The organism is Nitrospira sp. NS4, assembly GCF_049546785.1.
Classification (GTDB): Bacteria; Nitrospirota; Nitrospiria; order Nitrospirales; family Nitrospiraceae; genus Nitrospira_D.
Window position 1 is genome coordinate 254,073 of the sequence record NZ_JBMWAN010000003.1, and the last position, 20,851, is coordinate 274,923.

General features: G+C 60.7%; 21 protein-coding genes. 12 read left to right on the forward strand and 9 right to left on the reverse strand.

Annotation, left to right across the window (positions count from 1 at the left end; all coding sequences use genetic code 11):
* Positions 1-22 precede the first annotated feature (22 nt).
* Both ACO9S2_RS09895 and ACO9S2_RS09900 read left to right on the forward strand, forming a co-directional pair.
* Positions 23-1,483 carry an MFS transporter gene (locus tag ACO9S2_RS09895; RefSeq protein WP_423721849.1) on the forward strand — a complete coding sequence of 487 codons (1,461 nt, stop codon included), beginning with the start codon at positions 23-25 and terminating at the stop codon, positions 1,481-1,483.
* A gap of 462 nt (positions 1,484-1,945) precedes the next feature.
* Entirely contained in the window at positions 1,946-3,022 is a 1,077-nt protein-coding gene (locus ACO9S2_RS09900) for a tetratricopeptide repeat protein (protein ID WP_423721850.1), read from the forward strand.
* An 87-nt stretch (positions 3,023-3,109) separates the two neighbouring features.
* Here the strand turns inward: ACO9S2_RS09900 and ACO9S2_RS09905 are convergent, their stop codons facing one another.
* Positions 3,110-3,649 (reverse strand): Slp family lipoprotein, encoded by a 540-nt coding sequence (locus tag ACO9S2_RS09905; RefSeq protein ID WP_423721851.1) that lies wholly within the window; start codon positions 3,647-3,649, stop codon positions 3,110-3,112.
* 86 nt (positions 3,650-3,735) lie between these two features.
* Here ACO9S2_RS09905 and ACO9S2_RS09910 point away from each other — a divergent pair, with 86 nt between their 5' ends.
* From ACO9S2_RS09910 to ACO9S2_RS09935, 6 genes are all read left to right on the forward strand, one after another.
* The gene (locus ACO9S2_RS09910; protein WP_423721852.1) at positions 3,736-4,392 is read left to right on the forward strand and encodes a DsbA family protein; all 657 of its coding nucleotides are present in this window, start codon (positions 3,736-3,738) and stop codon (positions 4,390-4,392) included.
* Positions 4,393-4,496: 104 nt separating this feature from the next.
* The gene (locus ACO9S2_RS09915) at positions 4,497-7,034 is read left to right on the forward strand and encodes a heavy metal translocating P-type ATPase (RefSeq protein ID WP_423721853.1); all 2,538 of its coding nucleotides are present in this window, start codon (positions 4,497-4,499) and stop codon (positions 7,032-7,034) included.
* An 80-nt stretch (positions 7,035-7,114) separates the two neighbouring features.
* The gene (locus ACO9S2_RS09920) at positions 7,115-8,527 is read left to right on the forward strand and encodes a Do family serine endopeptidase (protein WP_423721854.1); all 1,413 of its coding nucleotides are present in this window, start codon (positions 7,115-7,117) and stop codon (positions 8,525-8,527) included.
* A 196-nt stretch (positions 8,528-8,723) separates the two neighbouring features.
* Entirely contained in the window at positions 8,724-9,140 is a 417-nt protein-coding gene (gene nikR, locus ACO9S2_RS09925) for a nickel-responsive transcriptional regulator NikR (protein WP_423721855.1), read from the forward strand.
* Positions 9,141-9,147: 7 nt separating this feature from the next.
* Positions 9,148-11,190, forward strand: coding sequence for a TonB-dependent receptor (locus ACO9S2_RS09930; protein ID WP_423721856.1), 2,043 nt, complete (start codon positions 9,148-9,150; stop codon positions 11,188-11,190).
* A gap of 153 nt (positions 11,191-11,343) precedes the next feature.
* The gene (locus ACO9S2_RS09935) at positions 11,344-11,916 is read left to right on the forward strand and encodes a DNA-3-methyladenine glycosylase (RefSeq protein WP_423721857.1); all 573 of its coding nucleotides are present in this window, start codon (positions 11,344-11,346) and stop codon (positions 11,914-11,916) included.
* A gap of 88 nt (positions 11,917-12,004) precedes the next feature.
* Here the strand turns inward: ACO9S2_RS09935 and ACO9S2_RS09940 are convergent, their stop codons facing one another.
* From ACO9S2_RS09940 to ACO9S2_RS09975, 8 genes are all read right to left on the reverse strand, one after another.
* A complete protein-coding gene (locus tag ACO9S2_RS09940) occupies positions 12,005-12,373 on the reverse strand; it encodes a hypothetical protein (RefSeq protein ID WP_423721858.1) in 369 nt (122 codons plus the stop codon).
* A 212-nt stretch (positions 12,374-12,585) separates the two neighbouring features.
* Positions 12,586-14,418, reverse strand: a complete 1,833-nt coding sequence (locus ACO9S2_RS09945; protein ID WP_423721859.1) for an ATP-binding protein — start codon at positions 14,416-14,418, stop codon at positions 12,586-12,588.
* Positions 14,419-14,489: 71 nt separating this feature from the next.
* Entirely contained in the window at positions 14,490-14,945 is a 456-nt protein-coding gene (locus ACO9S2_RS09950) for a phage holin family protein (RefSeq protein WP_423721860.1), read from the reverse strand.
* Positions 14,946-14,954: 9 nt separating this feature from the next.
* A complete protein-coding gene (locus ACO9S2_RS09955; protein WP_423721861.1) occupies positions 14,955-15,293 on the reverse strand; it encodes a DUF5666 domain-containing protein in 339 nt (112 codons plus the stop codon).
* 29 nt (positions 15,294-15,322) lie between these two features.
* The gene (locus ACO9S2_RS09960) at positions 15,323-15,943 is read right to left on the reverse strand and encodes a c-type cytochrome (protein ID WP_423721862.1); all 621 of its coding nucleotides are present in this window, start codon (positions 15,941-15,943) and stop codon (positions 15,323-15,325) included.
* Positions 15,944-16,007: 64 nt separating this feature from the next.
* A complete protein-coding gene (locus ACO9S2_RS09965) occupies positions 16,008-16,823 on the reverse strand; it encodes a carotenoid biosynthesis protein (protein ID WP_423721863.1) in 816 nt (271 codons plus the stop codon).
* A 132-nt stretch (positions 16,824-16,955) separates the two neighbouring features.
* Positions 16,956-17,939: a hopanoid-associated sugar epimerase gene (hpnA, locus tag ACO9S2_RS09970; protein WP_423721864.1), complete on the reverse strand. Its 984-nt coding sequence runs from the start codon at positions 17,937-17,939 to the stop codon at positions 16,956-16,958.
* A gap of 100 nt (positions 17,940-18,039) precedes the next feature.
* Positions 18,040-18,930 (reverse strand): polyprenyl synthetase family protein, encoded by an 891-nt coding sequence (locus ACO9S2_RS09975; protein ID WP_423721865.1) that lies wholly within the window; start codon positions 18,928-18,930, stop codon positions 18,040-18,042.
* 125 nt (positions 18,931-19,055) lie between these two features.
* Here ACO9S2_RS09975 and ACO9S2_RS09980 point away from each other — a divergent pair, with 125 nt between their 5' ends.
* From ACO9S2_RS09980 to ACO9S2_RS09995, 4 genes are read left to right on the forward strand one after another with little or no spacing between them, the layout of a single operon-like run.
* Positions 19,056-19,346 (forward strand): hypothetical protein, encoded by a 291-nt coding sequence (locus tag ACO9S2_RS09980; RefSeq protein ID WP_423721866.1) that lies wholly within the window; start codon positions 19,056-19,058, stop codon positions 19,344-19,346.
* Positions 19,343-19,678: a hypothetical protein gene (locus ACO9S2_RS09985; protein WP_423721867.1), complete on the forward strand. Its 336-nt coding sequence runs from the start codon at positions 19,343-19,345 to the stop codon at positions 19,676-19,678. The genes ACO9S2_RS09980 and ACO9S2_RS09985 overlap by 4 nt, the downstream gene beginning before the upstream one ends.
* A gap of 32 nt (positions 19,679-19,710) precedes the next feature.
* Positions 19,711-20,088, forward strand: a complete 378-nt coding sequence (locus tag ACO9S2_RS09990; protein ID WP_423721868.1) for a hypothetical protein — start codon at positions 19,711-19,713, stop codon at positions 20,086-20,088.
* A gap of 33 nt (positions 20,089-20,121) precedes the next feature.
* Positions 20,122-20,745 carry a hypothetical protein gene (locus tag ACO9S2_RS09995; protein WP_423721869.1) on the forward strand — a complete coding sequence of 208 codons (624 nt, stop codon included), beginning with the start codon at positions 20,122-20,124 and terminating at the stop codon, positions 20,743-20,745.
* Positions 20,746-20,851: the final 106 nt, after the last annotated feature.

The window sequence follows — 20,851 nt, forward strand, 5'->3', positions numbered from 1 at the left end:
TACCCAAGCCATAGGACGCCGTTTGGCCTCGATATACATCGCGTTCAATGTGTCTTCGTCCATGCCCCGCGGATCGACATCGCCCGCGCGAGACAGTGACCGCAAGGATGTACGATCCGCAGGGCATCCCGATGACGCCATCTCGGGGCTGGGCGAGCCAAGGCGCACGGTCGCGATCGCCTCCGTGCTGGCTGCCATGGTGCTCGTGGTGCTGGACGCGGCCGTTGCAAACGTCGCGCTGCCCACGATCGCGCGATCGCTGCATGTGACGGCAGCCATGTCCGTCTGGGTCATCACCGCCTACCAGACCGCCCTGTTGATGGCCCTGCTACCCTGCGCCGCGCTCGGGGAAAGCCTGGGCTATCGCCGGGTCTTCACGGCGGGTGTTGCGCTGTTCACGGGAGCGTCCGTATTGTGCGCGTTGTCGCCGTCCCTGTCTTGGCTCGTCGCGGCCCGTTTCCTCCAGGGGCTCGGGGGCGCCGCCGTCATGGCGCTCGGCGTCGCGCTGCTGCGCGTCGTGGTTCCACATCGGCAGCTCGGCAATGCTATCGGGTGGAACGCCCTTGCAGTTGCGCTGTCGTCTGCCGCCGGTCCGGCGATCGGCGCGGCGGTCCTCTCAGCCGCAAACTGGCACTGGCTCTTCGTCGTCAACCTACCCTTGGGTGTGTTGGTGCTACACGCCACCCGCGCGCTGCCAGATGTCGGCGGGACGGCACGTCGGCTGGATCTGTTCAGTGTGGCGTTGAATGCCGGAGCCTTTGCGTCGTTGGTCATTGGCACGGAGCTGCTCCCAACCAGACCGGCGCTGGCTGCCGTCCTGCTCGCCGCAGCAACCCTTGAGCTGGTGGCGCTGGTTCGGCGGGAAATGCCGAAGGAGGCGCCACTGATCCCGCTCGACTTGCTCCGCGCCGATTCATTCCGGTTTTCGGTGATCGCCTCGGCTTGTTGTTTTGCTGGGCAGACCGCGAGCATGGTTGCGCTGCCTTTTTACCTGCAGCACGGGCTTGGGCAGGACACGTTGATGGCCGGGCTGTATATGACGGTCTGGCCGTTGACCGTGGCTATCGCTGCCTCGTTCGCGGGCCGGCTCGCGGACCGCGTGCCGACCGCCTGGCTTGGTGCCGCAGGCGGTTTGTGTCTCGCGACTGGGCTCGGGGCTGCCGCACTGTGGCCGCTGAAGGGCGACACGCTGTTGCTCGTACCGCCCACTATGCTGTGTGGCCTCGGTTTTGGCCTCTTTAATGTGGCCAACAACCGCAACATGTTCCTCTCGGCACCAAAGGATCGAAGTGGCGCTGCGGGAGGGATGCAGGGCACCGCCCGGTTGTTTGGGCAAACTGCTGGTGCGGTTATCATGGCCCTGCTCTTTACCCTCACATCCCCCGATGCAGCACCTCAGATCGGTCTTGGGATCGGAGCGATGTTGACGTTTGTAGCAGGCCTCGTGAGCACACTGAAGATCAGTCCGATGTCGCCGCGCTGACGGGTGCCGCTGCATCTATTATGGGCGCTGTGTTCGCGTTCGCATCGGCGACGAGCGACATCACAACGGCGCACCCCGAGGGCTTTACCACCGGTATGCGGATCACGTTCGCCGTCGCGGCGATTCTGACCGTCGTCTCGCTCGGCATCGTGGTTTGGACCCTACCGCCGCACATCGCACAATCGAGCACGTGCTCCGGAAGCAGAATTGCTCATCATCGGGCGTGGGCTATAGCGTAGACATAGTGCATGCCGTTGAGAAGCTAAGAGGAGGATCTGCGCGTGTGCCAACCCTCAGGTTAGCGCGCCTCATTAGGGAACAAGGCATGCCCCTCAGAGAACATACGAATGCCCCAGTTAGCAAATCATTTGTCCCACACCATACCGCGACTATCTCCGGTTACGTTGATTTCGGGTCCCCCGCCGTTTATAGTCTGCCCTTGCGCTCTAATTAGGAGGGAGGATGGGTCGGTTGGCTTTCTGCCGATGGATGCAGATCATCACCCTGTTCGGTCTTCTCCTGGAGCTTCCTCCCGTTGTCTCGCCCCGGCTTATTTTCGCCGCTCCTCAATCTGAATCGGTCCAGCAATATCTTGATCAGAGTGCCGCGCTGCTTCGTCAGGGCGACCTCAAGTCGGCCGAAGAGGCGGCGAGGAAAGCGATCCAACGGAATCCGTCCTCCGCGGAGGCCCATCATCTGCTGGGGCTGATCTTGTTGAAGGCCCGCAAGCCGGCGGATGCGGCAGAAGCCTTTCTACATGCGGTCAAGTTAAAACCGGCCTATCCCGAAGCTCTGAACGATTTGGCGGAAGTGTATCTTCTGCTCGGCAAAGAGGCCGAGGCCGAACAGGTGCTCACGCGTGCGATTGCGGCCGATCCCAAACGGGCCGAGTCCTATCTGAGTCTTGCCAAGCTGTATCAGCAGCGGCGGGATGTGCCGGCTGCTTTGAAGACGTACCGGTCGTTCCTGGCGGTGCAGCCGACCCATGCCGAGGCGTTATTTCAAGTAGCTGTCTTGTCTGACGGCGCCGGCGACGGCAGGGCCGCGCAGGATGCGTTGGCGAAGCTGACGAAGGCCCATCCGAAACATGCCGATGGCTGGTATTTGATCGGACGTATGGCGGAAAAGAGAAACGATTTGGTGGAGGCGGCGTACGCCTATAAGCAGGCGGTGGCGGCGAAGCCTGACTTAGTCGATGCGCATTACAATCTGGGGTTTATCTATCGCAGCCAGGGGAAAACGAACGAGGCGGAACGGGCCTTCCTCGAGGTGTTGCGCTATCGGCCCGAGTACGCGGAAGCCCATATGAACCTGGGCGTGGTCTACACGAGCGTGGGCAACCTCGACGATGCGGAACGTGAGTACGAGGCGGCGGTGGCCCTCAAGCCGGACTATGCGGAGGCCCACTACAACCTCGGTGTGTTTTATGAGCTGCACCGGAAGGATATGCCGCGCGCGCTGGCCCAGTACCGCAAGTATCGTGAACTCGGCGGGCGTGACGACCGGGTGGAGCGGATCGTCGGATCGACGTTCCGGTAAAGGGCGAGATAGGCGAGAGGAGCGTGACGAGCGAGACTCGACGATTCACACCTCCCGCTTTTCTCGCGCATTCCGCGCGTCTCGCCACTAGTACGGCCAGGGTTTCCAGTAGGGAGACCAGTATGGACCCCAATAGGAGCCCGGCCCCATATGCGGCCTGATGCGGGGCGGCGCTTCTTCTTCTCCCGTCCAGATTTTCATCTCTTTGATTTCCATCATCGGGTAGGTATATTCGGTTTCATCGAGGGGCAGGGTGAGCGATCCCGTGAGTTCGCCCGTGACGGTGACGAAGGTGCCGGCGGGGATGGTGGCAGGGTCGAGAAACTCTCTTTGTATGGCGACGAATCGGCCTTCGGACTTGTTCAGCTGAGTCGTGGGTTGGAGCGAGCTATTCAAGGGAAGTTGCAGAATCTCGACTCGCGTCCCGTCCTTCAGCCGTCTGGCCGACAGAATTTCTCCTCCGAATGTGACCAGTTGTCCCTTGAAAGAGTCCGGGGTGGCTTTGACTTGCGCGAAGGTGAGGCGAGGCGGTTGTCCCTGGTAGCTTTCGCCAAAGTCTTTACCGGCGGCGCAGCCGGCTGAGATGACGAGGCAGACACTGAGAAAAAGAGTCCGGTACGACCGCATGGGCGAAGTATAACAGAGGGCAAGACGGCCCGGCATTCTATATAATGAGCGGACATCGGGTCGGATATTCTCGAAAGGAGCAGGACATGGCGCGAAGAGAGATGCAGGGATGGCGTGGGGCATTGTGCGCGGTGGGCGCGGTGGCGGTGCTCATGGCGCCCCTCGCCGGATGGGCCGGGACGCCTGAGTTGAAGGGCAAGTTCGAGGTGTTGAAAGACGAAAAGTCCACCCATCAGCCGGGGAAAGTGAAGTTGTTCGAGTTTGCCGATTTCTATTGCCCTCACTGCCATCATTTCGATGAGTCCGGACTTCCCGTGATCCAGAAAGAGTTCGGCAGCAAGCTTGACGCGACGATGGTCGGGTTTCCTGTCTTCCGCAACAAGCTCCCGACGCCTTTCGCCATGTACGAGCAGGCGAAGACCATGGGGAAGGGCGACGAGATGAAGAGGGTGCTGTTCCGGACGATTCACAAGGACAAAGTAACGGGGGTTCTGGATCGCTCCTTGCGGGAAGTGCTCATTAAAGAAGTGGGGCTTGATCCCAAGGCATTCGAGGAGGGGATGGCGAGCGGGAAGCCGCTCGAGGCGTTTGACGCGGGTCGCCTCTGGGGCGAACGGATCAATGTCCAATATACCCCCACGCTGTTACTCGACGGGAATATCAAGATCGAAGGCGATAATATGAAGACGGAAAATATTATCGCGGTCATCCGCAGCATTCTTGAGGCCGATGCAAAGAAGTAAAGGCTGATCGGTGATGGGACGAGAGAATGAGAGGAGCCGTAAGAGGTGATCTCAGGGTTTTCTCACTTGTCACGCATCACTCATCAACACGTCACAGGGTTTCTATGGCGATTGACCCAATCTGCGGGATGACGGTCGAGCCCGGGACGGCGGCCTGGTCCTATGAGTATAAAGGGCAGACGTACTATTTCTGCGCCACCTCCTGTTTGGAGCGATTTCGGGCTGATCCCGAGAAGGCCCTCGCCAAGGTCTCTTCCGGCCCTCTCCCGTTTCCTGCTGCGCGTAAGCCGCTCCCCATGATGATGCCGGCGGCGCCTGCCGCCGGCGGTGAGCGCGATCCGGTCTGCGGCATGATGGTGCAGCCGGCTGCGGCGGCGGGTTCGCATCTGCATGAAGGGAAGACCTACTACTTCTGCGCGACCAGTTGTCTTAGCAAGTTCAAGAACGATCCCGCATACTATCTGTTGCCGCCAGAGCAGCGGCCCTCCCGCCCGGTTTCCGTCCCAGCCGGAGGGACGGTCGAGTACATCTGTCCGATGGATCCCGAGATTCTCGAAAGCAAGCCCGGCGCCTGCCGGATTTGCGGGATGGCGCTGGAGCCGAAAGTCATCACTATGGAGGAGGGGCCCAATCCGGAACTTGAGGATATGAGCCGGCGATTCCGGCTCTGTGTGGGACCGGCGGTGCTCGTGATGATCCTGGCCATGTCCGACATGATCCCCGGCCAACCGTTTCAACAGTGGCTGGGCGGGGCGGCGCTGAATTGGGTCCAGTGGCTGTTGGCGACCCCGGTTGTCATCTGGGGCGGGCGTCCGTTTTTTCAGCGCGGCTGGGCCTCCATCGTCAATCGCGCGCCGAACATGTTCACGCTGATTGCGATCGGAACCGGCTCCGCCTACGGGTATAGTACGGTCGGGACCGTGGCGCCCGGATGGCTTCCGGCCTCCTTTCACCACCATGGCGGGGGCGTGGCGGTTTATTTTGAAGCGGCCGCGATGATTACGGTCCTGGTGTTGCTTGGACAGGTCTTGGAGCTTCGTGCGCGGAGCCAGACAACCTCCGCGATTAAGGGACTCTTGCGACTGGCTCCAGCGACGGCACGGGTGGTGCGGGCCGGCGCGGAAGTCGATGTTCGGCTTGATCAGGTGCAGGCAGGAGACCGGCTTCGCGTGCGTCCCGGCGAACGTGTGCCGGTCGATGGCGTGGTGGTGGAGGGTGCGACATCCGTCGATGAATCGATGGTGACGGGGGAATCGATGCCGGTGGGAAAGACGGTCGGCGCGTCGGTGACCGGGGGCACCTTGAACGGCACGGGCAGCATCGTGATGCAGGCGCAGAAGGTGGGGCGCGAGACCTTGCTCGCTCGCATTGTGCAGATGGTCGGCGATGCGCAACGCAGCCGGGCGCCGATTCAGCGCGTGGCCGATGTGGCGGCGGGATATTTTGTGCCGCTCGTCGTGATGGCGGCAGCAATGACGGCAGTGGCATGGGCCTGGTGGGGGCCTGAACCGAAGCTGGCCTATGCCCTGGTGAATGCCGTGGCGGTGTTGATCATTGCATGCCCCTGCGCGTTGGGCCTGGCGACGCCGATGTCCATCATGGTGGGGACGGGACGCGGGGCGACGGTGGGTGTGCTGGTGCGGAAGGCCGAGGCGCTGGAAGTGCTTGGCAAGGTTGACACGATCGTGTTCGATAAAACCGGCACCCTGACTGAAGGGAAACCGGCGCTGGTCTCCATTCGATCTGTGCCCCCGTTTACCGAACAGGACGTGATTCGGCTTGCCGCCAGCCTGGAGCAGGGCAGCGAACATCCGCTGGCCGAAGCGATTGTGTCCGGCGCGAAGGCACGAGGCGTCGCGCTGGCTCGGGTGCAGGAGTTTCGTGCCGTGACCGGGAAAGGCGTGACCGGCCGGATTGACGGGCGGTCGGTGGCGATTGGAACGGTGTCGTTCTTGAAGGAGCTCGTAGAGGCTGCAGGCAACGCGATACAGCTGCTGGACGAAGACGCTCAGATCTTTCGGGAGCGCGGGCAGACGGTCATGTTTGTGGCGGTGGATGGGAAAGCGGCCGGCTTGCTCGGCGTGGCCGATCCGATCAAGGCCTCTACCCCGGAGGCGGTTCGCCGGTTGAAAGCGGACGGGCTCAAGCTGGTCATGGTGACCGGGGATCATCAACGGACAGCTGAAGCGGTTGCCGGACAGCTCGGGATCGACGAGGTGCGAGCTGGAGTGTTGCCGGAGGAAAAGGGCCGGATCGTCAATGAGCTCAAAGCCAATGGCCGGGTGGTGGCGATGGCGGGTGACGGGGTGAACGATGCGCCGGCCCTGGCGCTGGCCGATGTCGGAATTGCGATGGGAACCGGGGCTGATGTGGCCGTCGAGAGCGCGGGGATGACTTTGCTCAAAGGGGATTTGCAGGCTCTGGTTCGGGCACGGCGACTGAGCGTTGCCACCATGCGGAATATCCGGCAAAACCTCTTTTTTGCGTTCGCCTATAATCTGCTGGGCGTTCCGATTGCGGCCGGGGTTCTGTATCCCCTGACGGGACTGTTGCTCAGCCCGATGATTGCCAGCGCGGCCATGACCTTCAGTTCGGTCTCCGTGATTTCCAACGCGCTCCGGCTTCGGCATATCGAATTATAAGTGCGCGGGCTTCGCCGGCATGGTACGGTGGCCGAGGCATTTCCGTTGCAGATGAATTCCCGGTAGGGTGTAGCGCAGGTATGACTCGACAATCTTACTCAGTCTGCTGGGTGTTTGGTCTCGTTCTTTCCATGGGGCTCTCCGCCGGAGAGGGGGCGGCGGTCCCCCGTCTTCTTCCTGTCGCGACCGCGGCGGATCTTCAGAGCCAGGTCAAAGCAACGGCGATCAAGGTCATTCCGGCTGTGGTGAGCATCGCCTCGACGGTGATGGTGCGCGATCAGGCGTTCAGCGACGAGACCTTGCCTTTCGGGCTGTTCAAGGAACCGCCCGCCCGGCGTCAGTACGGGCAAGGTTCCGGCGTGATCGTGTCGCCGGATGGCTACATCATCACCAACAACCATGTCGTTGCGGATGCCGTGGATGTGGAAGTGATTCTGGCCGATCGGCGGCAGTACAAAGGCAAAGTGGTGGCGACCGATCCGAAGACCGATGTCGCGGTCGTGAAAATCAACGCGACCAATTTGCCGGTCGTGACCTGGGGGGATTCCAGCACGCTCGCTGTCGGGGAGTTCGTGTTGGCCATCGGCAATCCGCTCGGCCTGAGCCGGACGGTGACTTTCGGGATTGTGAGCGCCGTCGGCCGGGCCGATGTGGGCGTGGCGGATTTTGAAGATTTCATCCAGACCGACGCCCCCATCAATCCCGGCAACTCGGGTGGAGCCCTGGTCAATGTGAACGGCGAACTCGTCGGCATCAACACGGCGATCGCCAGCCCGACCGGTGGGAGTGTCGGGGTCGGGTTTGCCATTCCCAGCAACATGGCACGGGCCGCGATGCAGAGCTTGATCAAAACCGGACGGGTGGTGCGGGGATTTCTCGGCGCCTCGACGCAGGATGTCAGTCCGCTGCTGGCGAAGATCTTCCGGCTTCCGGACGTCAAAGGGGCAATTGTCACCGACTTGCAGGCGAAGGGGTCTGCGGAACGGGCCGGCCTCAAACGGAGCGATGTGGTCGTGCGTTTCGACGGACGCGATGTGATGGACAGCGGGCATCTCCGCAATCTTGTCGCGCAGTCGGCGATAGGCACGAAACACCGCCTGGACATCATCCGTGACGGGAAGTCTTATCAGGCGGATCTTGTGGTGCAGGAAGCGCCACGGGAACGCACGAAAAAAAGCCTGGCTGCTGCCGCGGCTACGTTGACGGCCCACCCGCTGTCGGGGGTGGTTTTTGACGACGTGACGCCGCCCCTCGCCAGGCAGATGGATCTGTCCGTGAACAGCGGAGTGGTGGTGACCGATATCGAAGAAGGCAGCCTCGCCGAGGCCTCCGGGCTTCAACCCGGCGACGTCGTCCTCGAACTCAACCGTCAGTCCGTCAACAACTTCTCGACCTTCCAACGGCTTGCCGACCCGCTCAAGCCCACCGACCTCGCGCTCCTGCTCGTCAACCGCCAGGGCAACGCCCTATATATCCCCATCCAGGGGGAATAGGGCGTCTTCCTCTCCCGCACCTTTTGTCTTAGTGGGTCTAGGTATTCTGCTACGTCTGTGATCCGGGACAGCGTTTCCGGAAGAGTATCCATGAAATGCGCGAATCCGGACGATGTCCGGCTGGGGGGATTCCAGGTTGACCGTGTCCCGATAGCTGTGCTACGAAAAACTATTTCGTAGCACTGAAGGAGTGGACATGAAAAAGCTTGTCCGTTTCGGCGTCTCTCTCGACCACCACCTGCTCGACGACTTTGACCGGCATATCCAGCGCAGGAAATACATGACGCGATCGGAGGCGCTGCGGGATCTTATTCGGGAAACCCTCGTGGGGGAAGAATGGGGCGAGAACAGAGAGACGGTCGGGACCATTACCTTCGTCTATGATCATCATGTCCGTGACCTGACGAGCAAGCTGACCGACATCCAGCACGATTACCACGGGAAGATTCTATCCGGCATGCATGTGCATCTCGATCATGATCATTGCCTGGAAGTGCTGGTGGTGAAGGGGAAAGGTTCCGAGATCCGCAAAGTCGCCGACGCGTTGATCAGCGTGAAAGGTGTGAAGCACGGCAAGTTGACGATGACGACGACGGGTAAAGGACTGAACTGAGTACGGCGTGACACCTCGCACGATTGCCTTTCTCGGTGGTGTGCTGGCGCTGATTTCTTCCTTCGCCCACGCTCATGATCCGGACGCTCAGGAGATTGAGGTTCCCGAAGTCTCAGTGGTGGGCGAACGGCCTGTCGCCGCCTCGTCGCAGCAATTTATCCCCGACAAAGAGTATCTGCTCCAGCCGCAAGGCCGCCCGGCTCAGGTGCTGCGATTGATTCCCGGTTTCGTTGCCGTGGAACATTCGGGTGGCGCGGGGAAGGCGGATCAATATTTCCTGCGCGGGTTCGATGCGGATCACGGCACCGATGTGGCCTTCTTTGCCGACGGCATGCCGATCAATTTTCGCTCCCATGCCCACGGACAGGGCTACACCGACCTCAATTTCATCATTCCGGAAACGATCGAAGGCCTGGAGGTAAACAAGGGCGCGTACCTGCCAGAGTATGGCGACTTCGCCACGGCAGGGACGGTGAATTTCAGGACGCGACAGGTGGTTCAGGAAGGGGTCGTCCAGGCGGCCGGGGGACAGTTCGATACGCAGCGGTATCTGTTGATGTTCTCTCCGACGAAAGACAAGATCCGTACGTTGATCGCAGCGGAAGGGTATTACACCAACGGCCCCTTTCAAAACGACAATCAGTACTTCCGGAGCAACCTCTTTGGAAAACTGACGACAAATCTCACCAGCCGCGATGAACTCAGCCTTACGGGGACGTTTCAGAAGTCGGAATGGGATGCGTCCGGCGAGATTCCGTTGCGCGCCGTCCAAGACGGATCACTCGACCGTTTCGGGGCGATTGATCCGTCGGAGGGCGGCAAAACCACGCGCAGCACAGCCCGGTTGAATTACCACTACGACACCCCGTCCGGCGGGCAGTTTATTGTTAATGCCTACGGCCAGTACTATCGACTCGACCTCTATACGAACTTCACCTTCTTCCTCAATGATCCGGTCAACGGAGATGGCTTCGTTCAATCCGATCGGCGCGTCATGTACGGCGGGGATATCGGATACAAACAGCATGGGGACATATTCGGTGTCCCCAGCATCGGGACGATCGGGTTTCAAACGCGAGTGGACGATATTCATACGACCCTCGGCACTCAAACGAAACGGGTTCTGACGGGCGTTAGGACGGACAGTGATATCCTTGAAGCTTCCTATGCGCCCTTTGTGAAAGCGGAAATCCAGCCGCTGTCCTGGTTACGACTGGCGGGTGGGTTGCGCGCCGAAGCCTTCACCTTTGACGTGCGTAATCTTTGCGACACCTGTGCCGAACAACCGGCGGGTCAGAAAAGTTCAGGCCTCGTGCTGCCGAAGGTGAATCTCATTCTGGGGCCCTGGGCCGGCACAGAAGTATTTGCGAATTACGGTGAGGGGTTTCACAGTAACGATGCACGGTCGGCCGTGATGCCGGGCTCTTCTCCACTCGCACGGGCCAAGACCTATGAACTGGGAGTGCGGTCGAAACCGTTCGGAGCAGAGGGTCTGGAGCTAATCGCGACTCTCTGGCAATTGGATCTGCAATCAGAATTGGTTTTTGTGGGGGACGAAGGGACAACGGAAATTCGGGGTGCCTCCAGACGGCGCGGAGTGGAAGTCGCAGCCCGAGGTCCGGTGTGGGGGCCGCTGTCTTTTAACGGGAGCGTGGCCTGGACGAGCGCCGAGTTCCGCAACGGTGATGCGATTCCGCTGGCGCCGGAGCTGACGGCGTACGGGGCGCTCCTCTTGAAATGGCCCGAGGGCCTGACCTCCCAACTACAGGCGACCTATCTGGGAGTCCGTCCGTTGATCGAAGATCGAAGCGTCAAATCTCCCGCCTGGATCGAATTCGATCTGTCGGAGCGCTATCGACTGCCGATCAGGCTGCCGCATGGCCGGATGGAAGCGTTTCTGTTCATTCAAAACCTCTTGAATGCCAAGTGGGAGCAGGCTACGTTCTACTTTGAGTCGCGATTGGCACACGAAGCGGCCGGTGTGAACGACATTCACTTCGTGCCGGGGAATCCGCGGATGGTGATGGGCGGCCTGGCCTGGTATTTTTAGTGGCCACCTGACCATGACCTCCCTCTGCGTTCCCGGTCGGTCGTCTCCCTGCGACATGCCAATACAGTACATCGCAGTCGCCGAACTTTCTGCGGCCTTGCTGGATGTGACTGCGATGAGGCGTTATGAGTTCATCCACGGGAGCGGCTCCGAATGAGAAAAGTTCTTTCGCAACCCTACTTCGCCCGGCCGACCGTGCAGGTCGCTCGATCGTTGATCGGGAAGTATCTTGTCCGATCGCTTGACGGGCATGAAATTGTCGGACGGATTATCGAAGTGGAAGCCTACGTGGGGGGCGAGGATAAAGCCTGCCATGCCTCGAAAGGAAGAACGCCCAGAACCGAGGTGATGTTCGGTCCGAGCGGCATCGCCTATGTGTACCTGATCTACGGCATGTACCATTGTTTGAATGTGGTAACCGAGCGGGAGGAGTTTCCCGCGGCGGTGCTGATTCGCGCGATTGAAGTTGAAGGGGAGTTGATCGATGGCCCCGGCCGTCTCTGTCGCGCGTTACAAATTGATCGCAGCCTGAACCGGCTCGACCTGACCATCCAGCAGTCGTTATGGTTTGAAGAGCGAGGCGGCCGCATCCCTGTCCATCAAGTGAAGGTATTCCCTCGAATCGGGGTGGACTATGCCGGGGAGTGGGCCAAGAAACCCTGGCGGTTTCGGCTCGATCTCCCTCCTTCAATCAACAAGCGAAGCAGGCGAAGCGAGCCATCGTGATTGAGTGGGTTGAATCGTGCAAGTGGAACGAAAAAGGGGGACGCCGTGTGAAACGGCGTCCCCCTTTTCAATCGTAACGATCGGTCGACTATTCGATCTTGCGATCGCCGGTGATCTTGGTCGCAGAGGTGACCGGCGGTGCAATCTGGATCTGCGGACCCTGCACCTTCGGGAGACGGCCTGCGCCGGCGCTCTCGACGATCCGGTCGTTGTCCGTCTTTTTGAGGTTCTGGTTGGTATGCTTGTCGCCGAAAGCGGCTGACTTCAACAACGTCGATTCCCCGCGGGCATCCGACTGGCCTGGATCATTGGCCGTTGGCTGGCCAGTGACCGGGCTTCCGCTGTTCTTCATCGGATAGCCTTCATGCTTGGGGAGCAGTGCCGGATTGGCCAAGGCCATCGACGACACGAAGAGCACACCGGACAACGTCGCAATAGTGCCGAGTACGAGTTTCATACCCTACTCCTTTGAATAATGGTGGCTGGAGAAATGCGTTTCAAAACGTTCGAATTCTAAAGCCGAATCAAGTGGCCGCGATCATAGCGATGGGGGGGTACCCCTGTCAAGCACGAAAGCGGTCTATCGGTGCCTCTCCTCCAAAAACTCGGTATCTATCTAAACCATGGACGCATCGCAATAAATTCGCACCGATGACCGGTGCAAACGTTCTAGCTTGCCGGACGGCGAGTCGGTCGTCGGCCGCGCCCGCGATGGCGGAAGGCCGGCCCACGGCTCACACCAGGAAGCCGAATGGTTACCGTCGTTCCTTCGCCGGGGGCGCTGCCTATGGCAATCGATCCCCCATGCTCTTCAATGATTTTTTTGACTGTGGCTAACCCGAGACCGGTCCCGGATCGCTTAGTGGTAAAGAAAGGCTCGAAGACCTTGTCGACAATCTCGGCAGGGATCGGAGCGCCGTCGTTCTTAATCAGCGTCTGGACTTCAATCCCGCGGCCGGCCCGATGCTGGGTCACCTGAATGTGCAAATGGCCGCCCGGCGTCATGGCCTCGCCCGCGTTCTTGAAGATGCTAAGGAAGACCTGTTGGAGCTTGGCCTCATCGCCGCGGACCGGGGCAATCTGGGCGGCGTAATCTTTCGTGACCTGAATCCGGGTGACCTCCAGATCCGTGCCGACGACGACCAACGCGCTTTCCAGGACTTCCGGAATGCGGCAGAGGCGGCGATTCAGTTCCAGCGGTTTGGCAAAGTCGAGGATCTCGTTCAGAATGGCTTCCACGCGCATCAGATCGCGCATGGCGTTCTCGACGCGGGTCTGCGGGTCGAAATCGAGAATCCCTTCGCCGGTCACTTCTTCCAATTGCGAACGGATGGACGCGAGCGGCTCACGGATTTCCGTGGCCAGGAACGCGCTGAACTCTCCGATCGCGGCTTGCCGCTCCTGCTTGCGGATAACCGGTTCCAATGCCGTCGGTGCGGCAGCGGGGGCGGTCTCATCACTGTCGGTTCCCGGAGCCGGGGCCGCTGCCGGCGCGACGACGGGCGGCGCCTGAAGCAGATCGGCCAATTTGAGAATAATCGGCTCCAGCGTGCGCGCATCCGTCACTTGATAGCGCGAGGACTCTTTGGAACCGAGCGTGAGTGTGCCGCCGACCTGTCCGCGTACAAAGAAAGGGACGACGAGGGAAGACAGGAAGCGGTCTTTGTAGAGGTGCTTGTGGTCGAGGAACCGGCCCTGCGTTGAGGCCAGGTCGTGATCCACGCGCGGTTTGCGGTGTCGGACGGCCCAGCCGGAGGCCGAACTGTCGAGCGTCAGCCGCAAGCCCGCCCGCAGATCTTTCTTGTTGTCTTTCTGTTCGCCCTTTTGATCGCCGGCCAAGCCGAGGACTTCCACGCTGCCTGCCAGCGGATCGTACGAGGAGACCCATGCGCGATCAAAGGTTACGTACTGGCTCGCCTCTCCCAGGACGCTGACAATCTTATCCTGCAATTCCGGGGTCAAGTGCGAGGTTGGGGCGGCAAACAGTTCTGCGACGGGCGGGGCCGGCGGCAGCGGCTCGCGCGTCACATAGGGACGGCTGAGCACGACATTCAGATCGAAGAGCCCCTCCTGCTCCAGGGCTTTCGTGATGCTGTCCCCGGCCTGTTCCAGGAGCGTTTTTTCTTTTTTGGCGAAGGCGGCGCCTTCTTTCCGTCCGATCACCAAAAACCCGTAGGTCCGTTGGCGATGTCGCAACGGCATGCCCAGGAGCGATTTCGATCCCGGTGTGATCAGGCGGAGCCGCATCGTCCGTCCGTTGTCCTGGTCCTGGCTTGACGCTGCCGACGGCGCCGAGGCCTGGGTCGAAAGCGTCCGGAGAATCGCCTGCACATCGCGCGGAGTGAATCCGCGGGCGGCATGGCCGATGAGGGGCCCCTGCTCCTGATGGAAGATGGCGGCCAATGCCGCCTCCATTCCCAACTCGTTGAGGGCGGTATTCAGCGTCCGCTGCAAATGCGTTTCGGCGCTCGGTTTCGTGGATGTGGCTGGTGTAGTCATCATGTGTGTGTTGGGATCAAGGGGCGCATTCTAGCAACGATAGTGAGGTGATGCAATGAAAAGGGACTCTTCTGTCACTCGGGGTTGATAATTTTGGGGCCACGGTGTTCCGCGATGTAGGGTTCGACGGGCGGTTGATCGCCCTTCCAGCGGTTGAGCAGGCTGCTGACGATGCTGATTACCAGCGCGCCCCCGACGGCGGGCCAGAACCCGGAGACGGTGAACCCTTTCACCAGATAGGCCGTCAGTTCGAGCAGGAGCGCGTTCAAGACCACCAGGAACAGTCCCAGGGAGAGCACGATCAGGGGCAGGGTCAGCACCAATAGGATCGGCCGCAGAATCAGATTCAGAATCGTCAACACCAGCACGGCGGCTACGCCGGCCGCCAGCGTCCCGGCTTCGATGCCCGGGACAATGGTCACGGCGAGAAAAACTGCAATTCCTGTGATGATCGTGCGCGCGAGGACGGCCTGCAGCCCGCCGTGGAAGGGTGAAGCTTGCGCGAATCTTGAGATGTGGACGGTCGGCATGGTTGTCCTCTATGGCGCGGCCGGGGCGTGCGGGGCGGATGCCGCCGCTTTCTTGGCGGAGGAGTAATTCACCTCCGTCGCCGTCAGCGTCTTCGCCTCTTTCGTGGCTTCAATGACGACGCGGTCGCCGATGACCGGCAGCTCTCGCGACGCCGGATTGCCTTTCTCTTTGAACCGGGTCTGTTTCGTCACCTTTACCGACACCATGGCGCCTTTCTGCGTCTTCACTTCGATGTGAGAGTCATCGATGGCGGTGACGGTGCCGAGCACATGCTGGCCGGAGCCGTGCGCCCAGGCGGGAGATGAGAACAACAGGAGTGCGAATGCCAGTAAGAGATGTCGGGCCATGATGAGGACGGGCTCCTTCTGAGACGAAATTAGTGGTGATGTCCCGATTCCGCCGCCGGTGCCGCCGAATCGTCGCCTTGGAGGAATTTATCAAATGCGGCGGCTTCGTCCAATTCGTGTTGCGTTTTGGGATTCAGTGATTTCATCCGGTCCAATTCCTGGGGGGTGAGCTGGGGAAGGTGGCGGATGAAATGCACCAGTTTCCAGCTGTCGAAATCCTGTTCCGGGTCTCCCTCGCCCCAGGCCGGCATGGCCGTGAAGCGGATGCCGTGATGTATCACCCAGAAGAGTTCGCCGTCCGACATGTTCTGCGTGGCCCGCTCACGCAGGTCCGGGGCCTTCGGGTAGACGTTCTTGCCGATCGGCGTCCGGCCGCTCCCGTCGTTGGCATGGCAGGTGGCGCAATGGTCGGCAAAGTGTGCCAGCCCGTCCTGCAGGACCGCGGGCGTTACCGGGACAGGGTTGGCTTTATTGCGGTGCTCCAAAGGAATCGCCAGGTAGCGGACCTGCCTGGCCATGAACACTTCCAACGCATGCGGTTCAGCCTTCGCGCTGAATCCGGTCGTAAACAACTGGTAGCCCAACCAGCCCAGGAGGGCCAGGCCGCCGAAAAAGACCAGGATCAGCAGGGTCAATAATTTGGTGCGCATAACGGTGCCTGCCGTTCACTATACAAAGTCTGTCGCGTCATTGCTACAGCCGTGGAGGGGCGGCTTAGGAGCCTGATGCGGGAAGAGGGACCAGGCGAACGAGCCGGAGAGCCAGCAGCGCCGTCACCGGAACGTACATCAAGAGGCCGGTCATGCCGAGGAGATCTTCCCCGATCCAGAACGTGACTCCGAGATTGAACGCCAAGACGCCATAATACAGTCCCACACCCAGCAACACGCGAGGCGTCACGGCGAAATCGTCCGGCCGGATGAGGGCGGACAGCCGGCGCTCAATCGGAAAATAGATTGCGAGGGCAATCAGCCCGACGATAGCCCAGCCGACATAGTTGGCGAGGGGGACGCCGAAGTGTGTGCCGGGATCGGGATAGTAATAGATCTTGCCCAGGAACCAGCGGTCGCCGCGCAGTGCCACCGGATCGATCACCATATCGATGAAGGCAAAGAAGAGCGCTGTCAGGAAGAGAACGGGCCGGCCTGTCCTTGCCTCTTGATCGAATCGCAGCGGCAGCAGCCAGGAAGGACTGTCGGCGCTTTCGGCTTGCGGGAGCAGGAAGCCGAGGGCCAGGCAGTAGGCCGCATAGAGCAGGAAACTGAACGAAATCGAATCCATGAAGGGGATATTGGAGAAATACAGCTCCTGGCCGACGGTCGAGCCGTTGTAGTGGTACCAGCCGAAGGGGATACCGTTGCGCGTTGAGGAGTATTCGCAGACAAAGGCGGTAGCCCAGCTTATCAGCCAGAAGCGCCAGGTGCGGGGCCAACCGATCAGCTGAATCGCCGCAAACAGAAAGGCAGCCAGAAAGACGAAGACGTAGGGGCGGAAGAGGATGGTTTTGAGGAAGAGGGTAAGAATGTCCATCAGAAAGGTGATGAGTGATGGGTGATGGGTGATGGGCAAGAAGGGAGGCCGCAATGAGCAAAGCCCAGCCATGATTTCCTGGACGGGCCTTTCCTAGACTGATCACGCATCACGCGTCACCCATCACAGCCTTTACGCATAGCCATGATCCCGGAACCAGCGCACGGCTTTCTCCAGCGCCACTTCCGGCGGTGTTTGCGGGATGCCGAGCTCACGGATCGCTTTGCTGCAGTCGTAGTGCATTTTGTATTTGGCCATCTTCACGCCTTCCAGCGGAATGCGCGGAGGAATGCCGGTGACATAGGAGAAGGCCAGGTTCAGATAAGCGAGGGGCAGCACGAGTCCGCGGGGCAGCTTGATCGAGGGCGCTTTGAGGCCGGTCAGCCGGCTCAGGATCTCGAACACTTCGCGCAGCATCAGATTCTTGGCGCCGAGGATATAGCGTTCGCCGGTCCGGCCCTTCTCCATGGCGAGGAGATGGCCGGCGGCCACATCGTCCACATCGACGATGTTCATGCCGGTTTCGATATAGGCCGGCATCCGGCCTTTCATGAAATCGACGATCACCTGGCCGGTCGGCGTCGGTTTCACGTCGCCTTCGCCGACGGGCGCGCTCGGGTTTACGATGACCACCGGGAGCCCCGCGTGCGCCAGTTTCAGCACTTCCTGCTCGGCCAGATACTTCGACCGTTTATAATGACCGGCCATCTGTTCCAGTGAGACGGGGGTCTCTTCCGTGCCCAGTCCGCCGTCCGGCGGCAGTCCGATGGCGCCGATGGTGCTGCAGTAGACGATCCGCTCCGTGCCCACGTCCCGCGCGGCCTCCATGATGTTTCTCGTTCCGGTCACGTTGACGTCATAGAAAATCGCCGGGTTGCGGGCCCACAGGGCGTAGTGTGCGGCGACGTGGTAGAGCTGTTGGCAGCCGGTCAGGGCTTTGCGTAGCGAGTCTTTGTCGCGCAGGTCGCCGTAGGCACCGTCAATTTTCAATTGTTGGAGGTTGCTGAAGTCGCTCTCGCGGCGGGCGAGGACACGGACCTCGACCCCGGCCTTGAGCAGCGCGCGGACCACCGCGGCTCCGACAAATCCGGTTGCGCCTGTCACGAGAGCTTTCATGGTGAAGCCGTGAAGCGCGAAGTGTGAAACGTGAATCGTAGGAGTTGATTGTCGGGATGAGCGATCATGCGCTTCACGAGAGACGTTTCACGAACGACGGTCAATTCTTCCGTGATGTAATATACCGGGCGATTTCGCGCAGCGGATCGGCCGAAGGGCCGAACGACGACAGCCGATGGATCGCGCGATCGACGCAGTCATCGGCCAACTTCTTGGCACCGTCGACGCCGTAGAAGGTGGGATAGGTCTTCTTCCCGCGTTCGGCGTCGGTGTTGGGATTCTTGCCGAGTTCCTCGCGTGTGCCGGTCACATTCAGAACATCGTCGGCGATTTGAAAGGCCAGGCCGATGTCTTCGGCATAGCCGGTCAACTCGTCCAGTTGCCGGTCGGTCGCGCCTGCGGCAATTGCTCCCATGCGGACGGCGGCGCGCATCAGCATGCCGGTCTTGTGTTTGTGAATGTTCTGGAGCGTCGGCAGGTCGATATCCTTGTTTTCAGCCTGAATGTCGAACACCTGGCCGCCCACCATCCCCATGTTGCCTGAGCCGTAGGCGAGTTCTTGAATCAACCGCACTTGCCGGGCCGGATCGCAGCCCTTCATGAGGTCGGGGCGGCTGCACAGATCGAAGGCCATGGTCAGCAGCGCGTCGCCGGCCAGGATGGCCATCGCTTCGCCATAGACTTTGTGGTTCGTCGGCTTTCCCCGACGGAAATCGTCATTGTCCATCGACGGCAGGTCGTCGTGGATCAGCGAATAGGTATGGATGAATTCCAGCGAGCAGGCGACGGCCATCAAGCCGGGCGGGGTCGTGCCGAGCGCCTCCGCCGCAGCAATCGTCAGAATCGGCCGTACCCGCTTCCCGCCCGCCATCAGGCTGTACCGCATGCTTTCATGGAGCGTCGTGGGCGGAGTCGCAGCCGGTGGGCTGACGCTGTCCAGAAACCGATCGACTGCAATCCGTTTTTCCTCGAGATATGCCTTGATGTTCATGAGCGTGAAGATGGAGTTTGTGATGTCCGGCAATGAGAATCGGGTGGGGAGAGTAACAAACAGCCTGGGGGCTGTCAAACCGCGCCCCTTGCCTCCTGCCTCCTGCCTTCGCTATACTCCGCCGCATGAGTATTAGAAAAGCTGGCGGGGATTGGGAGCCGATGCTGCTGGGGATCGAACCACGGCAGTGCAAGGTCTGTCAGGAGGGGCTGTACCGGGACAAGACCTTTTTGAGCGGCGGCTGGTCCCGCTGTACCGTTTGCGACGAGTTCGTGCACTATACCTGTCTCGCCAGCGGCAAGGTCTCGTTTCTGAAGGCGCGTCCCCGTGTGTGCAAGACCTGCCGCGCCGCCCAAGAGGGCATCCCCTCTCCTTCGCCCTTGAAGGACGAGACTCCGGTTGCCGTCGGGTCGTGACGCCCCTTTCCCAATCGCATCCCGCTCCGTCCCGTTCCCGGTGGCATCATCTGTTTTCCGACGCGGTTCGCTGGGTCCTGGCTCCTCTCATCCTCGTGTTCAGCGGATTCTTTACGGCGAATTTTGTGATCAGCGTTCAATACACCTGGCCGCGGACGAGCCGGGTCCTGGCGCTCACGCTGACGGTGCTCATCCTCTCGTACGAATTTGTCTATAAGGAACAGCTCGCGCGGGGCATCGCGCCTGAGCGCGCCCGCACGGTGGTTCTCTATGCCTGTGTCGTGCCCTATCTGATCGGCTGGTTGTTGATGCTGGCTCTGTGGAAACTGTAACGGTCCGCCCTCCCTTCGTGTGAGGCCTCCCCATGGCGCAGGTCATTCGCAGCGGCGCATTTTTGCAGCAATGCTGGTCGGTGCACCCCCTCTGCGTGACGGTCAAACGGGTGACTGAGAGCCGCACGGTCGTGCTGCTCTGCAGCTCCTGTCGCTCCGCTCATCATTTGCAGTGCGACTCGATCGTCGCCAAGCCATCAGCGGCGCAGAGTCTGGCCGACGAGCAGGATGCAACCGGCGCCCGTGAGCCCGGAGGGCCGTCGCAGCTTGCGGCCTGCATCGAAGCCCATGCGCCGGCGCTGTCGCTGCGCGAGATGGACGTGTTCGAGGATCACGCCCTGCTCCGCTGCGCCGACTGCCGCTGTCACTATGCGCTGGCGGTGTCTGTGTTTGAAACGCATCAGAAATAACCCCCGTTCCCCGCGCGCGCTGCGATCATACCCATGCTGAACCAGATGCTTTCGTTTACCGAGGAAGAAACCGCGCTGCTGAGCGATGCCCAGTTCTTTCGCAAAAAGGCTCAGATCATGGCAAAAGTGCGCGGGTTGCTCGATGCCACACATATAGCGGTGACGGATGAGATGCGTCAGGCGGACCTGATTACGCCGCCGGATTTCAACCCGCGCGCGTGCCAGTTCGTCAAAGGCGAACATCTGGAGTCGTTCCCGTACCAGTACCTTGATTGTCCGAAACATTTCCATGGGGGGAGCACGTTCACCTTCCGGACGCTCTTCTGGTGGGGCCACCATCTGGCCTGCGCCCTCATGCTGGAGGGGACGGGCATCAAGCAATACAAGAGGCACATCGTCGATCGGTTCCATCAAGTGGCCGGACAGGAGCTGGAGCTGTCGATCGCCCCTACGCTGTGGGAATGGAAGCGCGGCGAAGGCTATACCCTGCCGATCACGCACAATCGAAAGGCGCAGATTGCGGCCGTTCTAGCCGAACGCCGGTTTTTGAAGATCGTGCGGTTCGTGCCCATGACCGATCCGCGCCTGCAAGCCGGTCAGTTGCCTGACCTGAGCCGGGAGACGTTCCGGGCGATCCTCCCCATCGTCTCCGCCTGATTGCGGCGGGCTCCGGCAATTGTCTCTCCGAGTGGACTTGGGTAGACTGGTCCGGATGTAATCACATCCCTGGCAGGTGTCTGGGACAGACCATGAACCCATGGAG

Coding starts and splice junctions, on each gene's coding strand:
- ACO9S2_RS09900 (WP_423721850.1), top strand. CDS start 1,946: ATGGGTCGGTTGGCTTTCTGCCGATGGATGCAGATCATCACCCTGTTC.
- ACO9S2_RS09905 (WP_423721851.1), bottom strand. CDS start 3,649: ATGCGGTCGTACCGGACTCTTTTTCTCAGTGTCTGCCTCGTCATCTCA.
- ACO9S2_RS09910 (WP_423721852.1), top strand. CDS start 3,736: ATGGCGCGAAGAGAGATGCAGGGATGGCGTGGGGCATTGTGCGCGGTG.
- ACO9S2_RS09915 (WP_423721853.1), top strand. CDS start 4,497: ATGGCGATTGACCCAATCTGCGGGATGACGGTCGAGCCCGGGACGGCG.
- ACO9S2_RS09920 (WP_423721854.1), top strand. CDS start 7,115: ATGACTCGACAATCTTACTCAGTCTGCTGGGTGTTTGGTCTCGTTCTT.
- nikR (WP_423721855.1), top strand. CDS start 8,724: ATGAAAAAGCTTGTCCGTTTCGGCGTCTCTCTCGACCACCACCTGCTC.
- ACO9S2_RS09935 (WP_423721857.1), top strand. CDS start 11,344: ATGAGAAAAGTTCTTTCGCAACCCTACTTCGCCCGGCCGACCGTGCAG.
- ACO9S2_RS09940 (WP_423721858.1), bottom strand. CDS start 12,373: ATGAAACTCGTACTCGGCACTATTGCGACGTTGTCCGGTGTGCTCTTC.
- ACO9S2_RS09945 (WP_423721859.1), bottom strand. CDS start 14,418: ATGATGACTACACCAGCCACATCCACGAAACCGAGCGCCGAAACGCAT.
- ACO9S2_RS09950 (WP_423721860.1), bottom strand. CDS start 14,945: ATGCCGACCGTCCACATCTCAAGATTCGCGCAAGCTTCACCCTTCCAC.
- ACO9S2_RS09955 (WP_423721861.1), bottom strand. CDS start 15,293: ATGGCCCGACATCTCTTACTGGCATTCGCACTCCTGTTGTTCTCATCT.
- ACO9S2_RS09960 (WP_423721862.1), bottom strand. CDS start 15,943: ATGCGCACCAAATTATTGACCCTGCTGATCCTGGTCTTTTTCGGCGGC.
- ACO9S2_RS09965 (WP_423721863.1), bottom strand. CDS start 16,823: ATGGACATTCTTACCCTCTTCCTCAAAACCATCCTCTTCCGCCCCTAC.
- hpnA (WP_423721864.1), bottom strand. CDS start 17,939: ATGAAAGCTCTCGTGACAGGCGCAACCGGATTTGTCGGAGCCGCGGTG.
- ACO9S2_RS09975 (WP_423721865.1), bottom strand. CDS start 18,930: ATGAACATCAAGGCATATCTCGAGGAAAAACGGATTGCAGTCGATCGG.
- ACO9S2_RS09980 (WP_423721866.1), top strand. CDS start 19,056: ATGAGTATTAGAAAAGCTGGCGGGGATTGGGAGCCGATGCTGCTGGGG.
- ACO9S2_RS09990 (WP_423721868.1), top strand. CDS start 19,711: ATGGCGCAGGTCATTCGCAGCGGCGCATTTTTGCAGCAATGCTGGTCG.
- ACO9S2_RS09995 (WP_423721869.1), top strand. CDS start 20,122: ATGCTGAACCAGATGCTTTCGTTTACCGAGGAAGAAACCGCGCTGCTG.